Origin of the sequence: Sphingopyxis flava (assembly GCF_900168005.1) — a bacterium.
In the GTDB taxonomy this organism is placed as follows: Bacteria; Pseudomonadota; Alphaproteobacteria; order Sphingomonadales; family Sphingomonadaceae; genus Sphingopyxis; species Sphingopyxis flava.
In genome coordinates this window covers 110,652-135,712 of the sequence record NZ_FUYP01000009.1, presented here as the reverse complement: position 1 = coordinate 135,712, position 25,061 = coordinate 110,652, and the positions used below count along the sequence as shown (strand labels likewise).

The window sequence follows — 25,061 nt, the reverse complement described above, 5'->3', positions numbered from 1 at the left end:
TTCGTCATGGCAGTGAAAGTCGCAATCAACGGTTTCGGACGCATCGGACGCCTCGTCGCGCGCGCCATTCTGGAACGCCCCGATTGCGGGCTTGAACTTGTCGCGATCAACGATCTTGCCGACGCGAAGGCCAATGCGCTTCTCTTCAAGCGCGACAGCGTTCACGGCCCCTTCCCGGGTGAGGTGACGGCCGAGGGCGACCAGATGTTCGTCAATGGCAAGGCAATCCGCGTTACCAAGGAACGCGATCCTGCAAACCTGCCGCACGGCGAGTTGGGGATCGACATCGCGCTTGAATGCACCGGCTTCTTCACCGACGCCGAAAGCGCCGGCAAGCACCTCGCCGCAGGCGCGAAGCGCGTCCTCATCTCGGCTCCTGCAAAGGGCGTCGACCAGACCATTGTGTACGGCGTAAATCACGACAAGCTCACCGCCGATCACAAGATCGTCTCGAACGCGAGCTGCACCACCAACTGTCTTGCGCCGGTCGCCAAGGTGCTCAACGACACGCTCGGAATCGAGCGGGGTCTCATGACGACGGTGCATGCCTACACGAACGACCAGAAGATCCTCGACCAGATCCACAGCGACATGCGCCGTGCACGCGCTGCCGGCATGTCGATCATCCCGACCACGACAGGTGCGGCGCGCGCGGTCGGCGAAGTGCTCCCGGAACTGAAGGGCAAGCTCGACGGGTCGGCGATCCGCGTCCCCACGCCGAACGTGAGCCTCGTCGACCTCACTTTCACGCCGAAGCGCGACACGAGCGTCGAGGAAGTCAACAAGATCCTCAAGGAGGCGTCGGAAGGCGCGCTGAAGGGCGTACTGGCCTATTCGGACGAGCCGCTCGTCTCGATCGACTATAATCATTGCCCCGCGAGCTCGACCGTCGACAGCCTCGAAACCGCGGTGCTCGAAGGCAAGCTGGTCCGCGTCGTCAGCTGGTACGACAATGAATGGGGATTCTCGAACCGCATGGTCGACACCGCGACCGTGATCGCAGGGCTGCTCTGATCATATTTCCCGCTCAGGCTGAGCTTGTCGAAGCCTGGGCGGGGCAATCCTTCGGCAGGTTCAGAAGTGGGCGGAGTATAGCAATGGGTAGCTTCAAGACCCTCGACGATATCGGCGACGTCACCGGCAAGAAGGTGTTGGTCCGCGTCGACCTCAACGTCCCGATGTCCGATGGCGCGGTCGCCGACGACACGCGAATTCGCGCGGCGATGCCGACCATCCGCGAACTGTCGGACAAGGGCGCCATCGTCCTCTTGCTCGCCCATTTCGGGCGGCCCAAGGGCGCCAAGAACCCCACCCAATCCTTGAGCCTTGTGATTGACGGCGTCGCCGATGTGCTCGGCCATTCGGTGATGTTCATTCCCGATTGCATCGGCGACGGCGCCAAGGCGGGAGTGGCTGTGCTCGCCGGGGGCGACGTTGCGGTCCTTGAGAATACGCGCTTCCATCCGGGCGAGGAAAAGAACGATCCGGCCTTTGCCGATGCGCTTGCCGAAGTGGGCGACCTCTACGTCAACGATGCCTTTTCGGCCGCACACCGCGCACATGGCTCGACCGAAGGCATTGCGCACCGGCTGCCCGCCTTTGCGGGGCGTGCGATGGAGGCCGAGCTCAAGGCGCTCGATGCGGCGCTCGGCAATCCCGCGCATCCCGTCGCTGCCGTGGTCGGCGGCGCCAAGGTCTCGACCAAGATCGACGTGCTCCAAAATCTCGTCGGCCAGGTCGACCATCTGATCATCGGCGGCGGAATGGCGAACACCTTTCTTGCAGCCCGCGGCGTCGATGTCGGAAAATCGCTGTGCGAGCATGATCTGGTTGAGACCGCGAATGCGATCTTCGACGCCGCCGACAAGGCCGGCTGCACCATTCATCTGCCCTATGACGTGGTCGTCGCGAAGGAATTCGCGCCCAACCCGCCAACGCGCACCGTCAACGTCCACGAGGTCGCCGCCGACGAGATGATCCTCGATGTCGGCCCGGCAGCGGTCGAGGCGCTCGCCGATGTGCTCAAAAATTGCCGCACGCTGGTGTGGAACGGCCCGCTCGGCGCCTTCGAGACACCGCCTTTCGACGCGGCGACGGTTGCGCTTGCCAAGACGGCCGCGGCGCTGACCCGCGAGGGGTCGCTGATTTCGGTCGCAGGCGGCGGCGATACCGTCGCCGCGCTTCACCATGCCGGCGTGGCGGACGATTTCACCTTTGTCTCGACCGCCGGCGGCGCCTTCCTCGAATGGATGGAAGGCAAACCGTTGCCGGGCGTCGACGCGCTGAAAGCATAGAGTTTTCGCGCCATTGCATCCTGCGTGCGGGACAGCTATGCGCGCCGCGACATACGTATGCAAACAACCGGAGATCTTATGACCACCGCCAATGCCGCCATGCTCGACCAGATCAAATCGGGCCAGGGTTTCATCGCCGCGCTCGACCAGAGCGGCGGTTCGACGCCCAAGGCATTGAAAGGCTATGGCATCGGCGAGGACGCCTTTTCGAATGACGAGGAGATGTTCGGCCTGATCCACGCGATGCGCAGCCGTATCGTCACTGCGCCCTGCTTCAATGGCGAGAAGGTCATCGGCGCGATCCTCTTCGAACGCACGATGGACGGCGAGGCCGGGGGCAAGCCCGTGCCGGCGCTCCTGTGGGATCGCGGCGTGGTGCCCTTCCTGAAGGTCGACAAGGGACTGGAGGCGGAGGCCGACGGTGTTCAATTGATGAAGCCGATGCCCGATCTCGATGCGCTGTGCGATCGGGCGGTCGCGAAGGGCGTGTTCGGTACCAAGATGCGCAGCGTCATCAACCTCGCCAATCCGGCGGGGGTCAAGGCGACCGTCGAGCAGCAGTTCGCTGAAGCCAGGCGCATCGCCGCGCACGGCCTCGTCCCGATCATCGAGCCCGAGATCAACATCAAGAGCCCCGAGCGCGACGCTGCCGACCGGCTGCTGCTGAAGGAAACGCTCGCGGCGCTTGACGCTTGGGAGGGCGCGCCGGTGATGCTGAAGCTGTCGCTCCCGACCGAGGCAGGCCTGTTCCAGCCGCTGGTCGATCACCCCAAGGTACTGCGCGTGGTCGCGCTGTCGGGGGGCTTCTCGCGCCCCGAGGCGTGCATTGAACTGGCGAAGAACCCTGGCATCATCGCGAGCTTCAGCCGCGCCTTGCTCGAGGATTTGCGCGTGTCGATGAGCGACGAGGAATTCAACGCCTCGCTCGCTGGCGCGATCGACGAGATTCACGCCGCCTCGGTGGCCTGATGGCGAGCGGCTGGGAAGCCGTCGACGACTATATCGCCGAAAAGCTCCTCGGCGAGGATGAGGCGCTGTCCGCGGCGCTCGCGAACAACAAGGCGCAAGGCTTGCCCCCGATTGATGTATCGGCGGCCCAAGGCAAGATGCTGTCATTGCTCGCGAAGGCAGTGGGCGCGCGCGATATTCTCGAGATCGGGACGCTTGGCGGCTATTCGACGATCTGGCTTGCGCGGGCGCTGCCCGAGGGCGGAACCCTGGTCACGCTGGAGATCGATCGCAAGCATGCGCAGACCGCGCGCCTCAATCTGGAGCGCGCGGGCGTATCGGACAAGGTCGAGATCCGGGTCGGCCCCGCAAGGGAGAGCCTTGCTGCGATGAGCGGCGAGAAGTCCTTCGATTTCGTTTTCATCGATGCCGACAAGCACAGCAATGCCCATTATGCGGCCGAGGCGATCCGCTTGGGGCGCAGCGGTACGGTCATTGTCGTCGACAATGTCGTGCGCGAGGGCGGGGTGCTCGAGGCGAATAGCGGCGATCCGCGCATCGATGGCACGCGCGCGCTTTTCGACATGCTGAGCGCCGAGCCGCGCCTCGAGGCGACCGCGGTGCAGACCGTCGGGGCCAAGAAATGGGACGGGTTCGTGCTGGCGCGGGTGCGTTAAGCGGGTCCGCCGCTCTCACCGGGCGCGTCGAGGCTTTAAGCTTTCTTGAGCAAGCAGGCACCCGCGCCTGTCTGAAGGCGAAGCCGTCAAAGCCCGCCGTCGAAACGAAAGGAAAAGCGGTAATCCTCAGGCCCGATCGGCCGATCAACCATTTTTTGGGGTGTGACGCCTTCAAGCAGGAACGTGCCGTCCGCGAGCGGGACCCGCTTCCCCAGAATCGCCTCGAATGGCTGCGCCCGGTTGCCAGGTCGGATCCACAGCATCTTGAGCCGCACCTCTCCTGCCCAGATGCAGCGGACATCGACGGGGCAGCGGCTGTCTTCGAGTATCTCTACCGGCTCGATCACCGGGCCGTCGGCATAGGCGCGTTGACCGAGCGCGACGCTGGAGGCGTCGGGAAGCGGCGGTGTATCAGACGAGGCGGACCCGCTTGCGGCGCAGGCGGAGAGGGCGAGGGGGGCGATCAGCGACAGGGCGGCGGAGCAGGGCATTTTCTGCATTTGCCCGGGCATGGCGGCGTGGCTATGAACCCGCCATGACCACAGCGAATTGCCAACTCTATCTGATCTCGCCGCTCGACGTCGGGGGCGATTTTCCGGCACGGCTCGAAGAAGCGCTTTCCGCCGCTCCTGTCGCGGCCTTCCAGTTTCGCGTCAAGGACGTGGACCAGCATGAAGCCGCGCGCCTCGCCGCGCCGCTGCAGGCGATCTGCGCGGCGCACGACACCGCGTTCATCGTCAACGACGATATGGCGCTTGCGAAGCGCTTGCGCGCCGACGGCGTGCATCTGGGGCAGGGCGATGGCGACCCCAGGGAGGCGCGGCGTCTGCTGGGGCCCGACGTCCAGATCGGTGTAACCTGTCATGCCAGCCGCCACCTTGCGATGGAGGCGGGGGAGGCGGGGGCCGACTATGTCGCTTTTGGCGCTTTCTTTCCGACCACCACCAAAGCCGTCGAGCATCGCGCCGATCCGGAAATCCTGCGCTGGTGGCAGGGCCTGTTCGAACTTCCTTGCGTCGCGATCGGCGGGATCACGCCCGCCAATGCCAGGGAGCTGATCGACGCCGGGGCTGATTTTCTCGCGGTCTCGGGCGCGGTCTGGAACGACAAGGACGGGCCAGCGGCAGCCATGCGCGCTTTCGCCGCTCTGCTCGAGGGTCAGGGGGCGGGATAGTCGCGCTCAGGGGCGTCGCTGTCCTTATCTCGCCGTCGTTCGTCCTTGCGCCAACCGAACAGGCCCGCGCAAGGCGTCGCGCGCCGCGGGCTTTTTGGCGCCGTCCGGCGCGGGGGGCGAAGCTGATCGCTATAATCGATGCTCATCATGCGCGCCGCTATGACAGCTGCGTGCAAGGCAAGATTGGATCGATGCGACAAATCGGCTTCAGTTCGTCGCCTTTTCGCTTGCGCAATGCGCTTCGCGGCGCAACAGCATGGCGTCGGGGAGACATTTTATGACAACGAGGGACCAATCCGCCATGGAACGGCGCGAACTCACGCTGCGGGGGATCATCCTTGGCGGGCTGATCACTCTCCTGTTCACGGCTGCAAATGTCTATCTCGGCCTCAAGGTCGGCCTTACCTTCGCGACGTCGATTCCCGCGGCGGTTATCTCGATGGCCCTGCTGCGTTTTCTGACGGGTTCGACAATCCTTGAAAATAATATCGTCCAGACGATCGCCAGCGCGGCAGGGACGCTCGCGGCGATTATCTTTGTCCTGCCGGGCCTCGTGATTGTCGGGTGGTGGCAAGGCTTCCCCTATTGGACGACCGCCGCCGTCTGCTTCATCGGCGGGACGCTTGGCGTGATGTTCTCCGTGCCGCTGCGCCGCGCGCTCGTGGCGGGATCGGACCTGCCTTATCCCGAAGGCGTTGCCGCCGCGGAAGTGCTGAAGGTCGGCTCGCGAGCCGGGGACGGTGCTGACGAGAATCAGCGCGGGTTGCGCACGATCATCTTGGGCTCGGTCATTGCGGCGGGTTTCTCGCTGCTCGGGGCGATGAAGGTCGCCGCGAGCGAGGTCGGCAAGAATTTCAAGCTCGGCGCAGGTGCGAGCGGGGTCAGCGCCAGCCTGTCGCTCGCGCTGATCGGTGTGGGTCATCTGGTCGGACTTTCTGTGGGCATTGCGATGTTCGTCGGCATGCTGATCGCCTGGGGCGGCCTGATGCCAGCGCTCACTGCGGCCCAGGGCGCAGCGGGGCCGGTCGACGAGGTCGTCGGAGCGGTCTTCTCGCAGCAGGTGCGCTTTATCGGTGCTGGAACAATCGGCGTCGCGGCGCTGTGGACCCTCCTCAAGATCGTCGGACCGATCGTCAAGGGTATCCAGGGTTCGATCGCCTCGTCGCGGGCGCGCGGGCACGGCGAGGTCGTCGAACTTGGAGAACGCGACCTGTCGTTCGGCATCGTCGCCGGCACGATTTTCGGCTCGCTGATCCCGATCGCCGGACTGCTCTGGTTCTTCGCCCAAGGCGGGCCGATCGCGCAAAATCCGCTGGGCGTGATTCTCGCAACCCTCGTTTTCGTTCTCATCATGGGCGCCATCATCGCCGCTGTCACGGGCTATATGGCCGGCCTGATCGGCGCGTCGAACAGCCCGGTTTCGGGCGTGGGCATCCTCGCCGTGATCGCTGCCTCGCTGATGCTGCTCCTTTTCTTCGGCCGCAATCAGGGCGAGGCCGGCACGGCAGCGCTTGTCGCCTATGCACTCTTCACCACCGCGATTGTCTTTTCGATCGCCACCATCTCGAACGACAATCTCCAGGATCTGAAGACCGGCCAGCTCGTCGGCGCAACGCCCTGGAAGCAGCAATTCGCGCTGGTCATCGGCGTCGCATTCGGATCGCTGATCATTCCGCCAGTGCTCGACCTTCTCAATCAGGCGTTCGGCTTTGCGGGCGCCGCCGGGGCGGGGCCGGACGCGCTTCCCGCGCCGCAAGCGGCGCTGATCAGTGCACTTGCCAAGGGGGTGCTCGGCGGCGATCTGCGGTGGGATCTCATCGGCTACGGCGCCTTGATCGGTGTTGCCGTGATTGCGCTTGACGAGATTCTCGGACGCCTTGGCAAGATGCGGGTTCCGCCGCTCGGCGTCGGGATGGGCATCTATCTGCCGATGTCGCTGACCCTCCTGATTCCGATCGGCGCACTCATTGGCCATTTCTGGGAAAAGCGCGCCGCGTTGAGCCGCAAACCGGAATTCTACAGCCGCATGGGCGTGCTGCTCGCGACAGGGTTCATCGTCGGCGAAAGCCTGTTCGGCGTGCTCTTTGCCGGCTTGGTCGCAGGATCGGGACGCGATGCGCCGCTTGCCCTCGTGGGCGCGAATTTCGAGCCGGCCGCGATCGGCGTCGGCGTGCTCCTCTTCGCGGGCGCGATTGCCTACGCCTACCGCCGGACGCGGGCCATGGCCGACGGCGCGGCCTAAGTCGCTTGCCCTTACGCGCGTCCGCGGCTAAGGGCGCGCTCCTGTGACCGGTGCACGCGCGTGTGCCGGCGGCTCTTTCCATCCTTGTTGAAGCGAGTGTGCGCGATGAAGATCACCGGCGTTGAAATCCGTCCCGGCAATATTATCGAGTATGAAGGTGGCATCTGGAAAGTCACCAAGATCCAGCACACCCAGCCGGGCAAGGGCGGGGCCTATATGCAGGTCGAGGCCAAGAACCTCATCGACGGGCGCAAGCTCAACAATCGCTTCCGCAGCGCCGACACGGTGGAGAAGGTTCGGCTCGACACCAAGGATTTCCAGTTCCTCTATGCCGAGGGCGATGATCTCGTCTTCATGGACAAGGACACGTTCGAACAGATCAACATCGCGAAGGAAGTCGTCGGCGAGGCGCACGAATTCCTGCAGGACGGCATGGATGTCGTGCTCGAGCTCTGGGAGGAGCGTCCGATCTCGGTCGAACTGCCCGAACAGATCGAGGCGACGATTGTCGAGGCTGACGCGGTGGTGAAGGGCCAGACAGCGTCTTCCTCCTACAAGCCTGCCATTCTTGACAATGGCGTGCGCGTCATGGTGCCGCCGCATATCACGAGCGGCACCCGCATCGTGGTCAATGTCTATGACCGCGAATATGTGCGGCGCGCCGACTGAATAATGTCGCTCCACCGAAAGCTGGGGCCGCGATCATTTTAGAGTGCCGACAGCGATTCTGGGCTTGCGCGCAGGACGACATGTTGGAGGAAAAAAGCAATGGCCATTTCCGGCATCATCACCGTCATGGAACGCGCCGCCCGCAAGGCTGGCACCAAGCTTCGCCGCGATTTTGGCGAGATCGAGCATCTTCAGGTCTCGCAAAAAGGCCCGGCCGACTTTGTGTCGAAGGCCGACCAGGCCGCCGAGCGCACCCTTTATGACGAGCTCAGCCACGCCCGCCCGGGCTGGGGTTTCCTGATGGAGGAAGCGGGCGAAATCGCGGGTGAAGACGGCAAGCCGCGCTTCATCATCGACCCGCTCGACGGCACGTCGAACTTTCTTCACGCGATTCCGCAATTTGCGATCTCGATCGCGGTGCAGGAGCCGAAGCTCGGGGGAGGCTGGGGCGATATTACCGCAGCGCTCGTCTATCAGCCGGTGACCGACGAAAGCTATTGGGCCGAGCGCGGCCGCGGCGCGTGGCTGCACGATCGCCGCCTGCGCGTCGCCTCGCGCCGCCATCTTCATGAATGCCTGATCGCGACGGGCATCCCCTTCATGGGGCACGGCGATATGGCACAGTGGAGCCGCATTTTCGGCGCGGTGGCGCCCGAAGTGGCCGGCATTCGCCGCTTCGGGGCGGCGAGCCTTGATCTTGCATGGGTCGCCGCAGGCCGCTTCGATGGTTTCTGGGAGAGCGATCTCAACGTCTGGGACGTTGCCGCCGGCATGCTGCTGGTGCGCGAGGCGGGCGGCTTCGTCAGTGATTTTCGCGGCGGCGATCGCGCAGTCGAGCGCCGCGAATTCATCGCAGGCAGCGGCGCGGTCCATTCCAAGCTGCAAAAGCTGGTCGCCGGCGCCTTGCGCGGCGCCTGACCCGGCGAGGCAGCCCGGGGAAGGACCGCGGGCCTTCCTATTTCTCGAAGATGTGCTCGCGAAACGAATCCATCAGCGATCCCCATGTATTGAGCGTCTCGCCGACATTCTCGCGTGGGATCCCCGCGAAATCGAGATCGACGTCCATCTCGAGCACCGGGTCGCCCTCGTCATCCTTGTAGGCGCGGGCGAAGCGCTTGGTCTTGTTCCACTCGTTGAAACGCTCAAGGTCGAGATTCTTCGCGTCGCTGAACCCCATATAATATTGGAGCGTCTTGCATTTCCGATTGTCGGTGCAATTCATGAAGATGACGAGGAACTGCACATTGTTCCGGGCGCTCTCGATATAGGGGTCCTTGCCGTCTTCCAGGACAAGCCTCGCGGGCCAGCCGCGCGACTCGAGGATCGTCTTGATCGCCGCCGGATTTTGGGCACTGACGAGTTCGGCCTGCGCAGGAGTCGCGGCCAGCCCCGTGGCAGCGATTAGGGCGAGAGCCGCCCCGAGCATCGATTTCGGCATGAAAACTCCCCATTCACGGCCAGGCGCTGGCTGCCTGGCTTCTCGACCCCGGCGGCACGCGTAACACAGCGGCAGCATCCGCCGCCAGCCGCTCTTGAGCATTTGTCAGCAGCGCCCGCATTTTCCTGCCTCCAATGCTTGCGAGCCGCGGCGTGCTGGCCTAAAGCGCCCGCACAAATGGGTGGCCCACACCCGAAAACATGACTGCGAGCTCCCATGGTCGACCTGACGCAATATCTGCCAATCCTGATTTTCCTGGCCATCGCGCTCGGATTGTCGGCGGCCTTCGTCTTCTTGCCGATGGGGGTTGCCCGCCTCACTGGCGCGCACAAGCCCGACCCGGCCAAGCTGACCGAGTATGAATGCGGTTTTCCCGCCTTTGAAGACGCCCGCAGTCAGTTCGACGTGCGATTCTATCTGGTCGCCATTTTGTTCATCATCTTCGACCTCGAGGCCGCCTTCCTCTTCCCCTGGGCCGTCAGCCTGGAGGAAATTGGCTGGGCAGGCTGGGCGACGATGATGGTCTTTCTCGCCGAGCTTTCGGTCGGCCTTGTGTACGCGTGGAAAAAAGGCGCGTTGGATTGGGAATGAGCAGCGCAACGATCCTGAGCTCCGGCCAGATGCCGGTCGCCCCTGGCACCAACCCCGACCAGGGCTTCTTCGACGATCTCAATGCCGAGGTCGGCGACAAGGGTTTCCTTGTCACCTCGACCGAAGATCTGTTCAACTGGGCGCGCACGGGCTCTTTGTGGTGGATGACCTTCGGCCTGGCCTGCTGCGCGGTCGAGATGATCCACGTCAATATGCCGCGCTACGACATGGAGCGTTTCGGCGCTGCGCCGCGCGCCTCTCCGCGCCAGTCGGACGTAATGATTGTCGCGGGCACGCTGTGCAACAAGATGGCGCCCGCGCTGCGCCGGGTTTACGACCAGATGTCGAACCCCAAATATGTCATCTCGATGGGCAGCTGCGCGAACGGCGGCGGTTATTATCACTACAGCTATTCGGTGGTTCGCGGCTGCGACCGCATTGTACCGGTGGACATTTATGTCCCCGGCTGCCCGCCGACTGCTGAAGCCTTGCTCTATGGCGTTATGCAATTGCAGCGGAAGATCCGCCGCGTCGGGACGATTGAACGCTGATGACACATCCCGCTCCCCTCGTTGCGCCGCGCGAGAATCTCGCTGCCGCGCTGGAAAAGCTGCTCGGCAAGGATCTGCTCGCGCATGTGCGGGCGGTCGACGAAGACAGCATCACCGTAACCCGGGAGGCGATCGCCGGCGTGATGCTGCAGCTTCGCGATGCGCTCGAATATCAGCAGCTCATGGAGATGGCCGGGGTCGATTATCCGGACCGCCCCGAGCGTTTCGAAGTGGTCTATCACCTGCTCAGCGTCACCAGGAATCACCGGCTGCGCGTGCGCGTCGCGACCGATGAGGCGACGCCTGTGCCCTCGGTGGTGCCGGTGTGGCCAAATGCGGGATGGCTCGAGCGCGAGGTGTTCGACATGTATGGGGTGCTCTTTAGCGGCAATCCCGACCTTCGCCGCATTCTCACCGACTATGGCTTCGAGGGCCATCCGCAGCGCAAGGATTTTCCGCTCACCGGCTATACTGAGCTGCGCTATTCCGAAGAGGACAAGCGCGTCGTCTATGAGCCGGTGCGATTGGCGCAGGACTTTCGCAATTTCGACTTCCTCTCGCCGTGGGAAGGTGCGGATTACATCCTGCCTGGCGATGAGAAGGCCGGCGGGACGGGGGAGGCGCCTGGCAAGGGCGCGCCGAGCCCGATGACCGCCGATGCGGTAAAGAAGGCAGGCGAGGCAAAGGCCCCGCCGCCGCCGACCCCAAAGACGACCGATCGCGAAGCGCAAACAGGGGCGGGCAAGGGGGCGAACAAGGCGGCCGCCCGGCCGAGCAAGGACGGCGCGAAGGCAAAGCCCGCGGCGAAGTCCAAGACGCCGGCCACGGCAAAAGCCGAAAAGGGGTCCAGCAAGGCGCCTGCGAAACCGCGCAAGCCTAAAGGAGGCGACGCATGACCGGCTCTCCCCAGGTCAAGCATCACGGCAGCGACATGTTCGAGGGCTATCCCCTCGACACCGCCGACACCGCGGGCGACCAGGTCGTTACCAATTATACGATTAACTTCGGACCGCAGCACCCGGCGGCGCACGGCGTGCTGCGGATGGTGATGGAGCTCGACGGCGAAATCATCGAGCGCGTCGATCCGCACGTCGGGCTGCTTCACCGCGGCACCGAAAAGCTGATCGAATACAAGACCTACCTGCAGGCGCTGCCCTATTTCGACCGGCTCGATTATTGCTCGCCGCTTTGCATGGAGCACAGCTATGTCCTCGCGATCGAGAAGCTGCTCGATCTCGAAGTGCCCGCGCGCGCGCAATATCTGCGCACCCTGTTTGCCGAGCTGACGCGCATCTGCAATCACATGCTCAACATCGGGTCGCACGTGATGGACGTCGGCGCGATGACCCCGAACCTCTGGGTGTTCGAGCTGCGCGAGGATTGCCTCAACTTCTTCGAACGCATGTCGGGGGCGCGCATGCACCACGCCTGGTTCCGACCGGGCGGCGTACATCAGGACGTGCCTGAAAAGCTGCTCGTCGACATCGGTGAGTGGGTCGAGACGCGGCTGCCCAAATTGTTCGGCGACGCGATGAGCCTTGTCATCGACAACCGGATCTTCAAGCAGCGCAACGTCGACATTGCAACGGTGAGCAAGGAAGACGCGCTGGCGTGGGGCTTCTCGGGCCCGATGATCCGCGGTAGCGGCATCCCCTGGGACATCCGCAAGGCGCAGCCCTATGACGCTTATGCGGCGATGGAGTTCGACATTCCGGTCGGCACTAAGGGCGACTGCTACGACCGTTTCATGGTTCGCGTCCAGGAAGTCTATCAATCGGCGCGCATCATCAAGCAGTGCCTGCGCGACATGCCTTCAGGTCCCGTTGCGAGCCTCGACCGCAAGGTCGTGCCCCCCAAACGCGGCGAGATGAAGCAGTCGATGGAATCGCTCATTCATCACTTCAAGCTTTACACCGAGGGTTTCCACGTCCCGGCAGGCGAAGTCTATGTCGCGACCGAAAGCCCCAAGGGCGAGTTCGGCGTGTATCTGGTCAGCGACGGCACCAACAAGCCGTACCGCTGCAAAATCCGCCCGACGGCGTTTTCGCACCTGCAGGCGATGGACATGATGGCGAAGGGCCACATGCTCGCCGACACCACTGCAATCATCGGCGCGATCGACGTCGTTTTCGGAGAGTGTGACCGCTGATGGCCGACGCACCGCAAATCCCTGACGAGGCCGAAGTCCGCGCGCGCTGGGGCGCCTTTGCCTGGACGGCCGAAAATGCCGAGAAGGCCAAGCAGATCATCGCGCGCTACCCCGCGGGGCGTCAGCGTTCGGCCGTGATGCCGCTTCTCGATCTTGCCCAGCGGCAGGTCGGCGCCGAGACCAGCACCCAAGGCTGGCTGCCCGTCCCGGTGATCGAATATGTCGCAGCGCAGCTCGATATGCCCTACATCCGCGCCTTTGAGGTCGCGACCTTCTATACCATGTACAATCTCGCGCCGGTCGGCCGCTATCATGTGCAGGTCTGCGGCACGACGCCGTGCCTGCTCCGCGGGTCGGACGATGTGATGGCCGCGTGCAAGAACCGCGGCATGGTGAAGGGGCGGACCACGCCCGATGGCCTCTTCACGCTGTCCGAGGTCGAGTGCATGGGCAATTGCGCCAACGCGCCGATGGTCCAGATCAACGACGATAATTACGAAGATCTCGACTATGACAGCATGACGCGCATCCTCGACGATCTCGCCGCGGGCAAGGCGCCCAAGGCGGGCACGCAGAACCCGCAGCGTCACACGAGCGAGCCCGAAGGCGGCCCCACGACGCTCAAAGCGATGGTCGAGGCGAACCACGACTACCGGAAGGAATGGTGATGACCCAGAAGGATATCATCACGATTCTCGCGATTATCGGCGCGCTCGTCGTGCTCGGTTTCGTGCTGCGCGTGACCTTTGCGCTTCTCGGGCCGCTGCTGATCGTCGCGCTCGGCTATATTGCTTACACGATGCTCAAGAAGGGTGGGGGTCGCTGATGCTCGCCGACAAGGACCGGATTTTCACCAATCTCTACGGATTCCAGCCGTGGAACCTCAAATCCGCGCAGGCGCGCGGTGATTGGGACAAGACCAAGGATCTGATGAGCCGCGGCCAGGACGCGATCATCGAGGAGATCAAGGCATCGGGCCTGCGCGGCCGCGGGGGTGCGGGCTTTCCGACCGGCCTCAAATGGTCGTTCATGCCGAAGGAGCCGCGCGCCGACCGCCCGAGCTTCCTCGTGATCAACGCCGACGAATCCGAGCCGGGGTCGTGCAAGGACCGCGAAATTATCCGTCACGATCCGCACAAGCTCATCGAAGGCGCGTTGATTGCGGGCTATGCGATGCGCGCGCGCGCTGCCTACATCTACATTCGCGGCGAGTTCATCCGCGAGGCCGAAACATTGTTCGCCGCGGTGCAGGAGGCCTATGATGCGGGCCTGCTCGGCAAGAATGCGGCGAAGTCGGGCTATGATTTCGACGTCTTCGTCCACCGCGGCGCCGGCGCCTATATTTGCGGCGAAGAAACCGCGATGATCGAGAGCCTCGAGGGCAAAAAGGGGCAGCCGCGCCTGAAGCCGCCGTTCCCGGCGGGCGCGGGCCTCTACGGCTGCCCGACGACCGTGAACAATGTCGAGAGCATCGCGGTTGTCCCGACGATCCTCCGGCGCGGCGCTGTCTGGTTCTCCAGCTTCGGGCGCGAGAACAACAAGGGCACCAAGCTCTTCCAGATCAGCGGCCATGTAAACAAGCCGTGCGTCGTCGAGGAGGAGATGGGCATCACTTTTCGCGAACTCATCGATACCCATTGCGGCGGTATCCGCGGCGGCTGGGACAATCTGCTCGCCGTGATCCCCGGCGGCTCGTCGGTCCCGCTGGTTCCGGCGGCCCAGATCATGGACGCGCCGATGGATTTCGACGGCCTCAAGGATTTGGGTTCGGGCCTCGGTACTGCCGCCGCGATCGTGATGGACAAGTCGACCGACGTCGTTCAGGCGATCAGCCGGATCAGCTATTTCTACAAGCATGAAAGCTGCGGCCAGTGTACGCCGTGCCGCGAAGGCACCGGCTGGATGTGGCGCGTGATGGAGCGGCTGCGCACCGGCGACGCCGACATCAGCGAGATCGACACCTTGTTCGACGTGACCAAGCAGGTTGAAGGGCACACCATCTGCGCGCTCGGCGACGCGGCCGCATGGCCGATCCAGGGCCTGATCCGTCACTTCCGCCCCGAAATCGAACGCCGCATCCGCGAGAATGGCGGCGCGTTGGAGGCCGCCGAATAATGCCGAAGGTTACCGTAGATGGCGTAGAACTCGACGTTCCGCAGGGCGCGACCGTCCTGCAGGCGTGCGAAATGGCGGGGAAGGAAATCCCGCGCTTCTGCTACCATGAACGCCTGTCGATCGCCGGCAACTGCCGTATGTGCCTCGTCGAAGTGTCGCCCGGCCCGCCCAAGCCGCAGGCGTCGTGCGCGCTGCCCGCCGCTGAAGGGCAAGTGATCAAGACCGACAGCCCGATGGTGAAGAAGGCGCGCGAAGGGGTGATGGAGTTTCTGCTCATCAACCATCCGCTCGATTGTCCGATCTGCGACCAGGGCGGCGAGTGCGATCTGCAGGACCAGTCGATCGCCTATGGCCGCGGCGCTTCGCGCTTTGATGAAAACAAGCGCGCGGTAACCGAGAAATATATGGGCCCGATCGTCAAGACGGTGATGACGCGCTGCATCCAGTGCACGCGCTGCGTCCGTTTTGCCGAGGAGGTCGCGGGGGTTGAGGATATCGGCGCGATCTATCGCGGCGAGAATATGCAGATCACCTCCTACCTCGAGCGCGCGGTCGCGAGCGAGCTTTCGGGCAATGTCGTCGACCTCTGCCCGGTCGGCGCGCTGACGTCGAAGCCCTATGCGTTCGAGGCGCGTCCGTGGGAACTCACCAAGACGCTCGGCATCGACATGATGGACGCGGTCGGCACCAACGTGCGCATCGACAGCCGCGGGCGGCAGGTCCTGCGCGTCCTGCCGCGCGTCAACGATGATGTGAACGAAGAATGGGCGAGCGACAAGACGCGCCACCACGTCGATGGCCTCATTCGCCGCCGCCTCGACCGTCCGTTCGTGCGCAAGGACGGCGAGCTTGTCGAGGCAAGCTGGGCAGAAGCCTTCGAGGCGATCAAGGCGGTGAACGCCGGCTCGTCGGTCGCCGCAATCGCGGGCGACATGGCCGATTGCGAGACGATGTTCGCGGCGAAGGCGCTGGTAACCGCGCTCGGCGGCCATCTTCTCGAGGGGCGCCAGACCGGGCTCGACTATGACGTCACCAGCCTGTCGGCGGTCAACTTCAACACGACGATCGCTGAGGCCGAGAATGCCGACGTGATCCTGCTTGTGGGTACGAATCTGCGCTGGGAAGCGCCGCTCATCAACACGCGCGTCCGCAAGGCGGTGTGGAAAAAGGGCGCGAAGGTGTTCGGCATCGGCCCCGAGGTCGATCTGACCTACAAGGCCGGGTGGCTCGGCGACGACGCCTCGCTGGTCGCGAAGCTGCCGAGGCATGTCACCGACGCGCTGAAGGCTGCTGAGCGCCCGATGCTGATCTTCGGCGGCGGTGCCTTGTCGGTACCAGGCGTGCACGGCGCCGGCCTCGCGCTGGCCAAGGCAGTGAATGCAGTCAAGGATGGGTGGAACGGCTTCAACGTCGTCCATTTCTCGGCCGCGCGCATGGGCGCGCTGATGCTCGGCTATGCACAGCCGGGCGGCATCCGCGACATCATTGCGGCGAAGCCCAGGCTTGCCTTCTTCCTCGGCGCCGACGAGGTCGATTTTTCGGCCTTTACGGAGACGTTCAAGGTCTATGTCGGCCATCATGGCGATAAGGGCGCGCACGCCGCCGACGTCATCCTGCCAGCGGCGGCGTGGACCGAGAAGGATTTCACCACGGTCAACACCGAAGGCCGCGTCCAGCGCAGCGAGAAAGCGGTGTTCGCCCCGGGCGACGCCCGCGAGGATTGGAGTATCTTCCGCGCGCTCGCCGATGCGCTCGGCGTCCATGTCGGCTTCGACAGTTTCGCCGAATGCCGCGCCGCGATGATCGCCGCGGTGCCGGCGCTCGGCATCGAGGGGATCGCCGACTATGGCTGGACGGCGCCCAATCTGCCCGCGAAGCCCGAGGCACGCGCGATTCCGTCGCCGATCAAGGACTTCTACCTCACCAACGCCATCTGCCGCGCCTCGCCGACGATGCAGCGCTGCTCGGAAGAATTGCTTCACGGCGTCGACTATGCGGAGGCGGCGGAATGACCGCGTTTTTCCAATCCCTTGGCATGTCCTACGAGTGGGCGTGGGGCGTCGCGACGGTTTGCGGCATTCTGCTGATCGCGCTGCCGCTGATGCTGGCGGTTGCGATGATCATCTATGCCGATCGCAAGATCTGGGCGGCGATGGCGCTTCGGCGCGGGCCGAACGTCGTCGGACCCTTCGGTCTGCTCCAGAGCTTTGCCGACGGCCTGAAAGTCTTCCTGCAGGAAACGATCATCCCGAGTTCGGCGAACCGCGGGCTGTTCCTGATCGCGCCGATCATCACCTTCACCGTCGCGCTCATGGCGTGGGCGGTGATCCCGTTCAATTCGGGCGCGGTGCTCGCCGACATCAACGTCGGCCTGCTCTATATCCTCGCGGTGAGCTCGCTCGGCGTCTATGGCGTCATCCTGTCGGGTTGGTCGTCGAACTCCAAATACCCCTTCTTCTCCGCGATGCGCGCCTCGGCGCAGATGATCAGCTATGAAGTCTCGATCGGCTTCATTCTCATTGGGGTCGTCCTCTTCGCCGACAGCTTCAACCTCAACGAGATTGTGAAAGCGCAGCTCGGGCACGGGCTCGGGCTGGTCAACGCCTTCGGCTTCAACCTCCTGCTCTTCCCGCTCGCAGTGCTCTTCTTCATCTCGTCGCTCGCCGAGACGGCGCGAACGCCGTTCGACCTCACCGAGGCCGAAAGCGAGCTCGTCGCAGGCTATCAGACCGAATATTCGTCGATGAGCTTCGCGCTCTTCTGGCTCGGCGAATATGCAAATGTGCTCTTGATGTGCACGCTCAACGCCGTGCTCTTCTGGGGCGGCTGGCTGCCGCCTCTCGACTGGGCGCCGCTTTATGCGGTTCCGGGGATCATCTGGCTGTTCGCGAAGATCCTCTTTTTCTTCTTCGTCTTCAGCTGGGTGAAGGCGACCGTTCCCCGCTACCGCTATGACCAGCTGATGCGCCTCGGCTGGAAGGTCTTCCTGCCGATCTCGCTGATCTGGGTCTTCCTGGTATCCGGCTATTTGATGCTGACGAGGTATTCATGAGTTCCATCGCCCACTTCGTCAAAACCTTTACCCTGTGGGAATTCGTGCAGGCGCATTGGTTGACGCTCAAATATTTCTTCAAGCCGAAGGCGACGATCAACTATCCCTTCGAGAAGAATGCGCTGAGTCCGCGCTTTCGCGGCGAGCATGCGCTGCGCCGTTATCCGAACGGCGAGGAGCGCTGCATTGCGTGCAAGCTGTGCGAGGCAATCTGTCCTGCGCTGGCGATCACGATCGAGGCCGAGCCGCGCGAGGACGGAAGCCGCCGCACGACGCGCTACGACATCGACATGACCAAGTGCATCTATTGCGGTTTCTGTCAGGAAGCCTGCCCGGTCGATGCGATCGTCGAGGGGCCGAACTTCGAATTCTCGACCGAGACGCGCGAGGAACTGCTCTATGACAAGGCCAAGCTCCTCGCCAACGGCGACAAATGGGAGCGCGCGATCGCGGCCAACCTTGCCGCCGACGCGCCCTATCGGTAAGGGCGCGCGCACATGATTCAGCTCATCGCCTTCTATCTCTTCGCGTTCCTCGTCATTGCGTCTGCAGCAATGGTGGTTTTCGCACGCAATCCGGTCCACAGCGTCATGTGGCTGATCCTTGCCTTCTTCAACGCGGCGGGGCTGATGCTGCTCGCGGGCGCCGAATTTATCGCGATGCTGCTCGTCATCGTCTATGTCGGCGCGGTCGCGGTATTGTTCCTGTTCGTGGTGATGATGCTCGATATCGATTTCGCCGAGCTTCGTGCCGGTTTCGTCCGCTACCTTCCGCTCGGCGCGCTCGTTGCGATCATCCTCGCGGCCGAGCTCGTCTTTGCGCTTGGCGCATGGAGTGCTGGCGGCATCGACCTTGCGGCGCGCGCGGCGCCCGCCGTCGCTGACAAGAGCAATATCCAGCAGATCGGCGAACTGCTCTACACGCGCTACATCTTCCTCTTTGAAGCGGCGGGCATCGTCCTTCTCGTCGCGATGATCGGCGCGATCGCGCTCACGCATCGCCAGCGCGGCGGAACGCGCAGTCAGAAAATCGCGGCACAGAACCGCCGCCGTCCGGACGAAGCGACGCGGCTGGTCGATCCGGGTGTCGGGCAGGGGATGGAATTGTGATTTCGGTCGGCCATTATCTCGCCGTTTCGGCGGTGCTGTTCACGCTCGGCGTGCTCGGCATCTTCATCAACCGCAAGAACATCATCGTCATCCTGATGGCGATCGAGCTCATCCTGCTCGCGGTAAACATCAACCTCGTCGCGTTCAGCGCGGCGCTCGGCGACCTTGTCGGGCAGGTGTTCGCAATGTTCGTGCTGACCGTCGCTGCCGGTGAAGCGGCGATCGGGCTTGCGATTCTCGTCATCTATTTCCGCGGCCGCGGCACCATTGCCGTCGACGATGCCAACCGGATGAAGGGGTAAACCGGTGATTCAGGCGATCGTTTTCCTGCCGCTGCTTGCGGCTCTCGTAGCAGGCCTTGGCCAGCGCTTCATCGGTACTGCGGCCTCGAAGATCGTGACGACCGGCGCGCTCTTTGCAAGCTGCGCCTTGAGCTGGCCGATCTTCCTTTCTTTCCTCGGCGGCGATGCCGAGGCGAGCGTGACGCCCGTGCTCCACTGGGTCTCCTCGGGCGCGCTTCAGTTCAACTGGGAGCTGCGCGTCGACACGCTGACCGCGGTGATGCTGGTTGTGATCACGACCGTGTCGGCGCTCGTCCACCTCTATAGCTGGGGCTATATGGAGGAGGATCCGGACCAGCCGCGCTTCTTCGCCTATCTCTCGCTCTTCACCTTTGCGATGCTGATGCTGGTGACGGCGAACAACCTCGTTCAGATGTTCTTCGGCTGGGAAGGCGTCGGTCTCGCTTCCTATCTCCTCATCGGATTCTGGTACAAAAAGCCAAGCGCCAATGCTGCGGCGATCAAGGCATTTGTCGTCAACCGTGTCGGCGACCTCGGCTTCATGCTCGGCATCTTCGGCACCTTCCTCGTGTTCAATACCGTGTCGATTCCCGAGATACTGGCCGCAGCGCCTGGCATGGCGGGGTCGACGATCGGCTTTCTTGGCCAGCGGTTCGACACAATGACCGTGCTCTGCCTGTTGCTGTTCATCGGCGCGATGGGCAAGTCGGCGCAGCTTGGGCTGCACACCTGGCTTCCCGACGCGATGGAAGGCCCGACGCCCGTCAGCGCATTGATCCACGCTGCAACGATGGTCACCGCGGGCGTGTTCATGGTCTGCCGCCTGTCGCCCATGTTCGAGGTCGCGCCCATCGCGCTCGGTGTCGTCACCTTCGTGGGCGCAGCGACATGCCTTTTCGCCGCGACGGTCGGCACCACGCAGTGGGACATCAAGCGCGTCATTGCCTATTCGACCTGCTCGCAGCTCGGCTACATGTTCTTTGCAGCAGGCGTCGGCGCCTATGGCGCCGCGATGTTCCACCTCTTCACCCATGCCTTCTTCAAGGCGCTGCTGTTCCTCGGCGCTGGCTCGGTGATCCATGCGATGCATCACGAGCAGGACATGCGCTATTACGGCGGCCTTCGGAAGCACATCCCGCTCACCTATTGGGCGATGATGGCCGGAACGCTGGCGATCACCGGCGTCGGCATCGCAGGTGTGTTCGGCTTTGCCGGCTTCTATTCGAAGGACGGCATCCTCGAGGCGGCCTATGCGTCGGGCGGGGGCGGCCAGATTGCCTTCTGGGTCGGGACCTTCGCCGCGCTCCTGACGAGCTTCTATTCGTGGCGCCTCGTTTTCCTGACTTTCTTCGGGAAGCCGCGCTGGGCCGCGAGCGAGCATATCCAGCATGCCGTGCACGGCGATCATCACGACCGCCCGGCGGACGAGCATGCAGGGGGCGATGTCCATCACGCCCACGCCGCCGATGCGCACGAGGGCACGGCAGGCTATCACCCCCACGAAAGTCCGCTCTCGATGCTCATTCCGCTCGGCGTGCTGTCGGTCGGCGCGATTTTCGCGGGCTATCTCTTCCACCATCCCTTTATCTATCCCGAAGAGGGGATGGCGTTCTGGAATGGCAGCCTCGCATTCGACGCGCATCTGATGCACGCAGCGCACGAGGTGCCGACGCTTATCAAATGGATGCCTTTCGCGGCGATGGCGATCGGTCTGCTGATTGCGTGGAACAGCTATATCCGCAACACGGCGCTGCCCGCGCGGTTTGTCGCGCAGTTCGGGTTGCTCCACCAGTTCCTGTTCAACAAATGGTATTTCGACGAACTCTACAATCTCCTCTTCGTGAAGCCCGCTTTCGCGATCGGCCGCTTCTTCTGGAAGCGCGGGGATGAAGGCACCATCGACCGCTTCGGACCCGATGGCGTCGCGGCGCTCGTCCAAGGGGGGACCCGGCTCGCGGTCCGGCTGCAATCGGGTTATGTTTATGGATATGCGTTCGTGATGCTGCTCGGTCTCGTCGGCCTTGCCAGCTGGGTGATGGTGAGGTTCCTGTGAGCGGGCTTCCCATTCTTTCGCTGATGCTGGCGATCCCCGCGGTCGCCGCCATCCTCTGCCTGTTCCTCGAGGCAAGGCCTGCGCGGCTTGTGGCGCTCGCGGCGACGCTCGTCGATCTTGCGCTCGCCATCGCGCTTTGGGCGAATTTCGATATCGGCGGCGCCCAGTGGCAATTTGTCGAGCGCGCCGACCTGTTCGGCCGATTCCAGTGGGCGCTTGGCGTCGATGGCGTTGCGATGATGCTGATCGTGCTCAGCACCTTCCTGATGCCGCTGTGCATCCTTGCAAGCTGGGAATCGATCAAGCAGCGCGTCGGCCTCTACATGGCGATGTTCCTGATCATGGAAGTCATCATGATCGGCGTCTTCGCCGCTCAGGACCTGCTTCTCTTCTACATCTTCTTCGAGGGCGTGTTGATCCCGATGTATTTGATCATCGGCATCTGGGGCGGACAGAATCGCATTTATGCGTCGTTCAAATTCTTCCTCTACACGCTGCTCGGCTCGGTACTGATGCTGCTTGCGATGATCGCGATGATCCGCGAGGCGGGGACGACCGAGATTCCGGTTCTCATGAACTACGACTTCCCGCCCGAAATGCAGACCTGGCTGTGGCTTGCCTTTTTCGCGAGCATGGCGGTGAAGATGCCCATGTGGCCGGTCCACACCTGGCTTCCTGACGCGCACGTCCAGGCGCCCACGGCGGGCTCGATGATCCTTGCCGGCGTGCTCCTCAAAATGGGGTCCTACGGTTTCCTGCGCTTCATGATGCCGATGTTCCCGGACGCGTCGGCGCAGTTCATGTGGCTCGTCTTTGCGCTGTCGATGGTCGCGGTAGTCTACACCAGCCTCGTCGCACTGGTGCAGAGCGACATGAAGAAGCTCATTGCCTATTCGTCGGTTGCGCACATGGCGATTGTCACTGCGGGACTTTATGCCTTCAATCAGCAGGGTATCGAGGGCGCGCTTATCGTCATGCTGAGCCACGGCGTCGTCTCGGCCGCTCTCTTCTTCTGCGTCGGGGTAATCTACGATCGCCTGCACACGCGTGAGATCAGCCGCTATGGCGGCCTCGCCGTCAATATGCCGGCCTATTCGCTCTTCTTCATGCTCTTCACCATGGCGTCGATCGGCTTGCCTGGCACGAGCGGCTTCGTCGGCGAATTCCTCAGCCTTGCCGGCATTTACGAAGCCTCAAGCTGGACCGCGTTCGTCTGCACCACGGGGATCATCCTCGGTGCTGCCTATATGCTCTACCTCTATCGCCGCATCGTGTTCGGCGAACTCACCAAGGACGATGTGAAGGCCATGCCGGACATCACGCCCCGCGAATGGGCGATTTTCGTACCGCTTGCTGCGGTCGCGCTGTGGATGGGCGTCTATCCCGAAAGCTTCCTTGCGCCGATGCGCGGCGATGTGACGACGGTGGTCGCACGGCTCGCCCCCGCAAAGCCTGAAGGCGACGCGCGCCTGACGGCAGGCAAGCCAGAGGCCGCGGCGCCGCACGGCGAGGCTCATCATGCGGGAGGCGTCCAATGACCGGCGACCTCGCGCTCATCTGGCCCGAGCTGATCCTCACGATCGGCGGGCTCGTCACCCTGATGCTTGGCGCCTTCGCGGGCGATCGTCAGGTCGGCCTTTATCAGTTCGCCGCGCTCCTCACGCTCGCGGCGGCTGGAGCGGCGGTGGTGGCCTTGTCGGGCACCGACGCTGCGGTCTTTTCAGGCACGCTTGCGGTTGACGGCTTTGGCGGCTTTGCAAAGCTCATCATCTATGGAGCGAGCTTGATCTGCATCGCGGTGGCTCCCCGCTATTTCGGCGCCGCGATGCGCGCTGAATATTCGGCGCTGATCCTGTTCGCCGCGCTCGGCATGGGTATCATGGCGTCTTCGCGCGACCTCATGACCCTCTATGTCGGGCTCGAGCTCAATAGTCTGGCCTCCTATGTGCTCGCGAGTTTTCTGCGCGGCGACGACCGGTCGAGCGAGGCGGGGCTCAAATATTTCGTGCTCGGCGCGCTCGCCTCGGGTATTCTGCTGTTCGGTATTTCGCTGCTCTACGGCTTTTCGGGCACTACCGATTTCGCCGGGGTTGCGACCGCAATGGCGGGCGGGATCGATATAGGCCTCTTGTTCGGTATCGTCTTTGTGATTTCCGGTCTCGCCTTCAAGATCAGCGCGGTTCCCTTCCATATGTGGACCCCCGACGTCTACGAGGGCGCGCCGACGCCGGTTACGACCTTCTTCGCGAGCGCACCGAAGGTTGCCGCGATGGCCCTGCTGACGCGCGTCCTCATCGAGGCGATGGGCGCTGCGGGTCCGGCGCTCGCCGCCTGGCAGCAGATCATCATCTTTCTCGCGCTTGCCTCGATCATTCTCGGTGCGGTCGGGGCGATCGGGCAGAAGAATATCAAGCGCCTGCTCGCCTATTCATCGATCAACAACGTCGGTTTCATGCTGATCGGCCTCGCTGCGGGAACGCAGCAGGGCGTCGAGGCGGTTCTCACCTATCTCCTCGTCTATGTCGTCACCACGATCGGCGCCTTCCTGTTCGTCATGCAGCTTCGGGATGCCGACGGGCGGATGGTCGAGAGCATCCCCGCTTATGCCGGCTTGTCGAAGCGCCAGCCCGGGCTCGCCGCGGCGATGGCGGTGTTTCTCTTCAGCCTCGCTGCGATCCCGCCGCTGTTCGGGTTCTGGCCAAAATATCTCGTTTTCGAAGCTGCGGTGAACGCGGGCCTCGTGCCGCTGGCAGTCGCGGGCGTCGTGGTTTCGGTGATCGGCGCCTTCTATTATATCGCGATCGTCAAGACGATGTTCTTCGACGAGGAAGCCGAGATGGCGATCCGAAGTGATGGATCGAGAACCGAGGGGGCAGTCATCACCGTAAGCGCCCTCTGGTTGTCACTGGTCGGCTTCTTGTTCATCCCGATGCTCGCGGCGGCAGCCCAAAGCGCCGCGTCGGTGCTGTTCTGATCGCGCCGATCGAGCGCATCGCCGAGACCGGTTCGACCAACGCCGACCTGCTCGCCCGGCTTGCGCGCGGCGAGCATGTCGGCGAGGGGCATTGGCTGATCGCTGACCGGCAAACCGCCGGGCGCGGGCGGCTCGGCCGCGCGTGGGGCGACGGCGAGGGCAATTTCATGGGCTCGACTGTCGTGCAGCTGACCGCGGGCGATCCGTCGCCTGCGACGCTGGCCCTCGTGGTCGCGGTCGCGCTCGCCAGGGTTGTGAAGGCATTGGCCCCGACGGTTGCCTTCGCGCTCAAATGGCCGAACGACCTCATGGTCGGCGGCGCGAAATGTGCGGGCATCCTGCTCGAGCGCAGCGGTGACGCGGTGGTCGTGGGTGTCGGGGTCAATCTTGTCTCGGCGCCCGACCTGCCTGACAGGAAGACCTTTGCCATTGCGAGCGCAGGGGCGGCGATCGACCGCGACCGCTTCGCCGAGGCGCTCGCAATCGCGCTCGTCGATGCGCTGCGCAGCTGGCGGCTGGAAGGCGTCGAAGCCATTGTGCGCGCCTGGCTGCCGTTCGGCCATCCGGTCGGAACGTCGCTTCGCGCGTCTGAAGCGGACGTCGAGGGGTCATTCGATGGCCTCGCCCCCGACGGCGCGCTGCGCTTGCGCCTGGGAGGCGGGAAGCTCATGTTGATCCACGCGGGCGATGTCGAGCTTCGTCCCGCCGATAAAGGGGAATAAC

General features: G+C 63.6%; 26 protein-coding genes. 24 read left to right on the top strand and 2 right to left on the bottom strand.

Annotated features, from left to right (window positions below):
• Nucleotides 1–6 precede the first annotated feature (6 nt).
• The 4 genes from gap to B5X69_RS09325 all read left to right on the top strand — a co-directional run bounded on the left by gap (nucleotide 7) and on the right by B5X69_RS09325 (nucleotide 3,919).
• A complete protein-coding gene (gene gap / locus B5X69_RS09340; protein ID WP_079638434.1) occupies nucleotides 7–1,014 on the top strand; it encodes a type I glyceraldehyde-3-phosphate dehydrogenase in 1,008 nt (335 codons plus the stop codon).
• Between the two features lie 83 nt (nucleotides 1,015–1,097).
• Nucleotides 1,098–2,294 (top strand): phosphoglycerate kinase, encoded by a 1,197-nt coding sequence (locus tag B5X69_RS09335; protein WP_079638433.1) that lies wholly within the window; start codon nucleotides 1,098–1,100, stop codon nucleotides 2,292–2,294.
• A 99-nt stretch (nucleotides 2,295–2,393) separates the two neighbouring features.
• On the top strand, nucleotides 2,394–3,263 hold the full coding sequence (locus B5X69_RS09330; RefSeq protein ID WP_176141557.1) for a fructose bisphosphate aldolase: 870 nt from the start codon (nucleotides 2,394–2,396) through the stop codon (nucleotides 3,261–3,263).
• Nucleotides 3,263–3,919: an O-methyltransferase gene (locus tag B5X69_RS09325; protein WP_079638432.1), complete on the top strand. Its 657-nt coding sequence runs from the start codon at nucleotides 3,263–3,265 to the stop codon at nucleotides 3,917–3,919. The genes B5X69_RS09330 and B5X69_RS09325 overlap by 1 nt, the downstream gene beginning before the upstream one ends.
• Before the next feature lie 86 nt (nucleotides 3,920–4,005).
• Here B5X69_RS09325 and B5X69_RS09320 read toward each other — a convergent pair whose 3' ends face one another.
• Nucleotides 4,006–4,419 carry a hypothetical protein gene (locus B5X69_RS09320; protein ID WP_245798681.1) on the bottom strand — a complete coding sequence of 138 codons (414 nt, stop codon included), beginning with the start codon at nucleotides 4,417–4,419 and terminating at the stop codon, nucleotides 4,006–4,008.
• Between the two features lie 35 nt (nucleotides 4,420–4,454).
• Here B5X69_RS09320 and thiE point away from each other — a divergent pair, with 35 nt between their 5' ends.
• From thiE to B5X69_RS09300, 4 genes are all read left to right on the top strand, one after another.
• Nucleotides 4,455–5,093: a thiamine phosphate synthase gene (gene thiE / locus B5X69_RS09315; protein ID WP_079638430.1), complete on the top strand. Its 639-nt coding sequence runs from the start codon at nucleotides 4,455–4,457 to the stop codon at nucleotides 5,091–5,093.
• A 277-nt stretch (nucleotides 5,094–5,370) separates the two neighbouring features.
• Nucleotides 5,371–7,335: an OPT family oligopeptide transporter gene (locus B5X69_RS09310; RefSeq protein ID WP_079638429.1), complete on the top strand. Its 1,965-nt coding sequence runs from the start codon at nucleotides 5,371–5,373 to the stop codon at nucleotides 7,333–7,335.
• Between the two features lie 105 nt (nucleotides 7,336–7,440).
• Nucleotides 7,441–8,004, top strand: a complete 564-nt coding sequence (gene efp, locus B5X69_RS09305) for an elongation factor P (protein WP_079638428.1) — start codon at nucleotides 7,441–7,443, stop codon at nucleotides 8,002–8,004.
• Between the two features lie 99 nt (nucleotides 8,005–8,103).
• Nucleotides 8,104–8,922 (top strand): inositol monophosphatase family protein, encoded by an 819-nt coding sequence (locus B5X69_RS09300; RefSeq protein ID WP_079638427.1) that lies wholly within the window; start codon nucleotides 8,104–8,106, stop codon nucleotides 8,920–8,922.
• 37 nt (nucleotides 8,923–8,959) lie between these two features.
• Here the strand turns inward: B5X69_RS09300 and B5X69_RS09295 are convergent, their stop codons facing one another.
• A complete protein-coding gene (locus B5X69_RS09295) occupies nucleotides 8,960–9,442 on the bottom strand; it encodes a YbjN domain-containing protein (protein ID WP_079638426.1) in 483 nt (160 codons plus the stop codon).
• A 216-nt stretch (nucleotides 9,443–9,658) separates the two neighbouring features.
• On the opposite strand from B5X69_RS09295, the gene B5X69_RS09290 reads away from it, so the two are divergent.
• The 16 genes from B5X69_RS09290 to B5X69_RS09220 are packed head-to-tail and all read left to right on the top strand — an operon-like array spanning nucleotide 9,659 to nucleotide 25,060.
• Nucleotides 9,659–10,033, top strand: a complete 375-nt coding sequence (locus tag B5X69_RS09290) for an NADH-quinone oxidoreductase subunit A (RefSeq protein ID WP_079638425.1) — start codon at nucleotides 9,659–9,661, stop codon at nucleotides 10,031–10,033.
• A complete protein-coding gene (locus tag B5X69_RS09285; protein ID WP_139375729.1) occupies nucleotides 10,030–10,584 on the top strand; it encodes a NuoB/complex I 20 kDa subunit family protein in 555 nt (184 codons plus the stop codon). Before B5X69_RS09290 ends, B5X69_RS09285 begins: the two co-directional genes overlap by 4 nt.
• Nucleotides 10,584–11,480, top strand: coding sequence for an NADH-quinone oxidoreductase subunit C (locus B5X69_RS09280; protein ID WP_079638424.1), 897 nt, complete (start codon nucleotides 10,584–10,586; stop codon nucleotides 11,478–11,480). The genes B5X69_RS09285 and B5X69_RS09280 overlap by 1 nt, the downstream gene beginning before the upstream one ends.
• Nucleotides 11,481–11,515: 35 nt before the next feature.
• Nucleotides 11,516–12,733 (top strand): NADH-quinone oxidoreductase subunit D, encoded by a 1,218-nt coding sequence (locus B5X69_RS09275; RefSeq protein ID WP_139375734.1) that lies wholly within the window; start codon nucleotides 11,516–11,518, stop codon nucleotides 12,731–12,733.
• Nucleotides 12,733–13,401 (top strand): complex I 24 kDa subunit family protein, encoded by a 669-nt coding sequence (locus B5X69_RS09270; RefSeq protein ID WP_079638422.1) that lies wholly within the window; start codon nucleotides 12,733–12,735, stop codon nucleotides 13,399–13,401. Before B5X69_RS09275 ends, B5X69_RS09270 begins: the two co-directional genes overlap by 1 nt.
• Nucleotides 13,401–13,559, top strand: coding sequence for a hypothetical protein (locus B5X69_RS21420; RefSeq protein ID WP_176141556.1), 159 nt, complete (start codon nucleotides 13,401–13,403; stop codon nucleotides 13,557–13,559). The genes B5X69_RS09270 and B5X69_RS21420 overlap by 1 nt, the downstream gene beginning before the upstream one ends.
• On the top strand, nucleotides 13,559–14,848 hold the full coding sequence (gene nuoF / locus B5X69_RS09265) for an NADH-quinone oxidoreductase subunit NuoF (RefSeq protein WP_079638421.1): 1,290 nt from the start codon (nucleotides 13,559–13,561) through the stop codon (nucleotides 14,846–14,848). Before B5X69_RS21420 ends, nuoF begins: the two co-directional genes overlap by 1 nt.
• A complete protein-coding gene (gene nuoG, locus B5X69_RS09260) occupies nucleotides 14,848–16,860 on the top strand; it encodes an NADH-quinone oxidoreductase subunit NuoG (protein WP_079638420.1) in 2,013 nt (670 codons plus the stop codon). The genes nuoF and nuoG overlap by 1 nt, the downstream gene beginning before the upstream one ends.
• Nucleotides 16,857–17,900 (top strand): NADH-quinone oxidoreductase subunit NuoH, encoded by a 1,044-nt coding sequence (gene nuoH, locus B5X69_RS09255; RefSeq protein ID WP_079638419.1) that lies wholly within the window; start codon nucleotides 16,857–16,859, stop codon nucleotides 17,898–17,900. The genes nuoG and nuoH overlap by 4 nt, the downstream gene beginning before the upstream one ends.
• Nucleotides 17,897–18,385, top strand: a complete 489-nt coding sequence (nuoI, locus tag B5X69_RS09250) for an NADH-quinone oxidoreductase subunit NuoI (RefSeq protein WP_079638418.1) — start codon at nucleotides 17,897–17,899, stop codon at nucleotides 18,383–18,385. The genes nuoH and nuoI overlap by 4 nt, the downstream gene beginning before the upstream one ends.
• A gap of 12 nt (nucleotides 18,386–18,397) precedes the next feature.
• A complete protein-coding gene (locus B5X69_RS09245; RefSeq protein WP_079638417.1) occupies nucleotides 18,398–19,009 on the top strand; it encodes an NADH-quinone oxidoreductase subunit J in 612 nt (203 codons plus the stop codon).
• A complete protein-coding gene (gene nuoK / locus B5X69_RS09240; RefSeq protein ID WP_053554267.1) occupies nucleotides 19,006–19,311 on the top strand; it encodes an NADH-quinone oxidoreductase subunit NuoK in 306 nt (101 codons plus the stop codon). Before B5X69_RS09245 ends, nuoK begins: the two co-directional genes overlap by 4 nt.
• 4 nt (nucleotides 19,312–19,315) lie before the next feature.
• The gene (gene nuoL, locus B5X69_RS09235) at nucleotides 19,316–21,364 is read left to right on the top strand and encodes an NADH-quinone oxidoreductase subunit L (protein ID WP_079638416.1); all 2,049 of its coding nucleotides are present in this window, start codon (nucleotides 19,316–19,318) and stop codon (nucleotides 21,362–21,364) included.
• A complete protein-coding gene (locus B5X69_RS09230; RefSeq protein WP_079638415.1) occupies nucleotides 21,361–22,902 on the top strand; it encodes an NADH-quinone oxidoreductase subunit M in 1,542 nt (513 codons plus the stop codon). Before nuoL ends, B5X69_RS09230 begins: the two co-directional genes overlap by 4 nt.
• The gene (gene nuoN, locus B5X69_RS09225; RefSeq protein ID WP_079638414.1) at nucleotides 22,899–24,338 is read left to right on the top strand and encodes an NADH-quinone oxidoreductase subunit NuoN; all 1,440 of its coding nucleotides are present in this window, start codon (nucleotides 22,899–22,901) and stop codon (nucleotides 24,336–24,338) included. Before B5X69_RS09230 ends, nuoN begins: the two co-directional genes overlap by 4 nt.
• On the top strand, nucleotides 24,221–25,060 hold the full coding sequence (locus B5X69_RS09220; RefSeq protein WP_342745792.1) for a biotin--[acetyl-CoA-carboxylase] ligase: 840 nt from the start codon (nucleotides 24,221–24,223) through the stop codon (nucleotides 25,058–25,060). The genes nuoN and B5X69_RS09220 overlap by 118 nt, the downstream gene beginning before the upstream one ends.
• Nucleotide 25,061 lies beyond the last annotated feature (1 nt).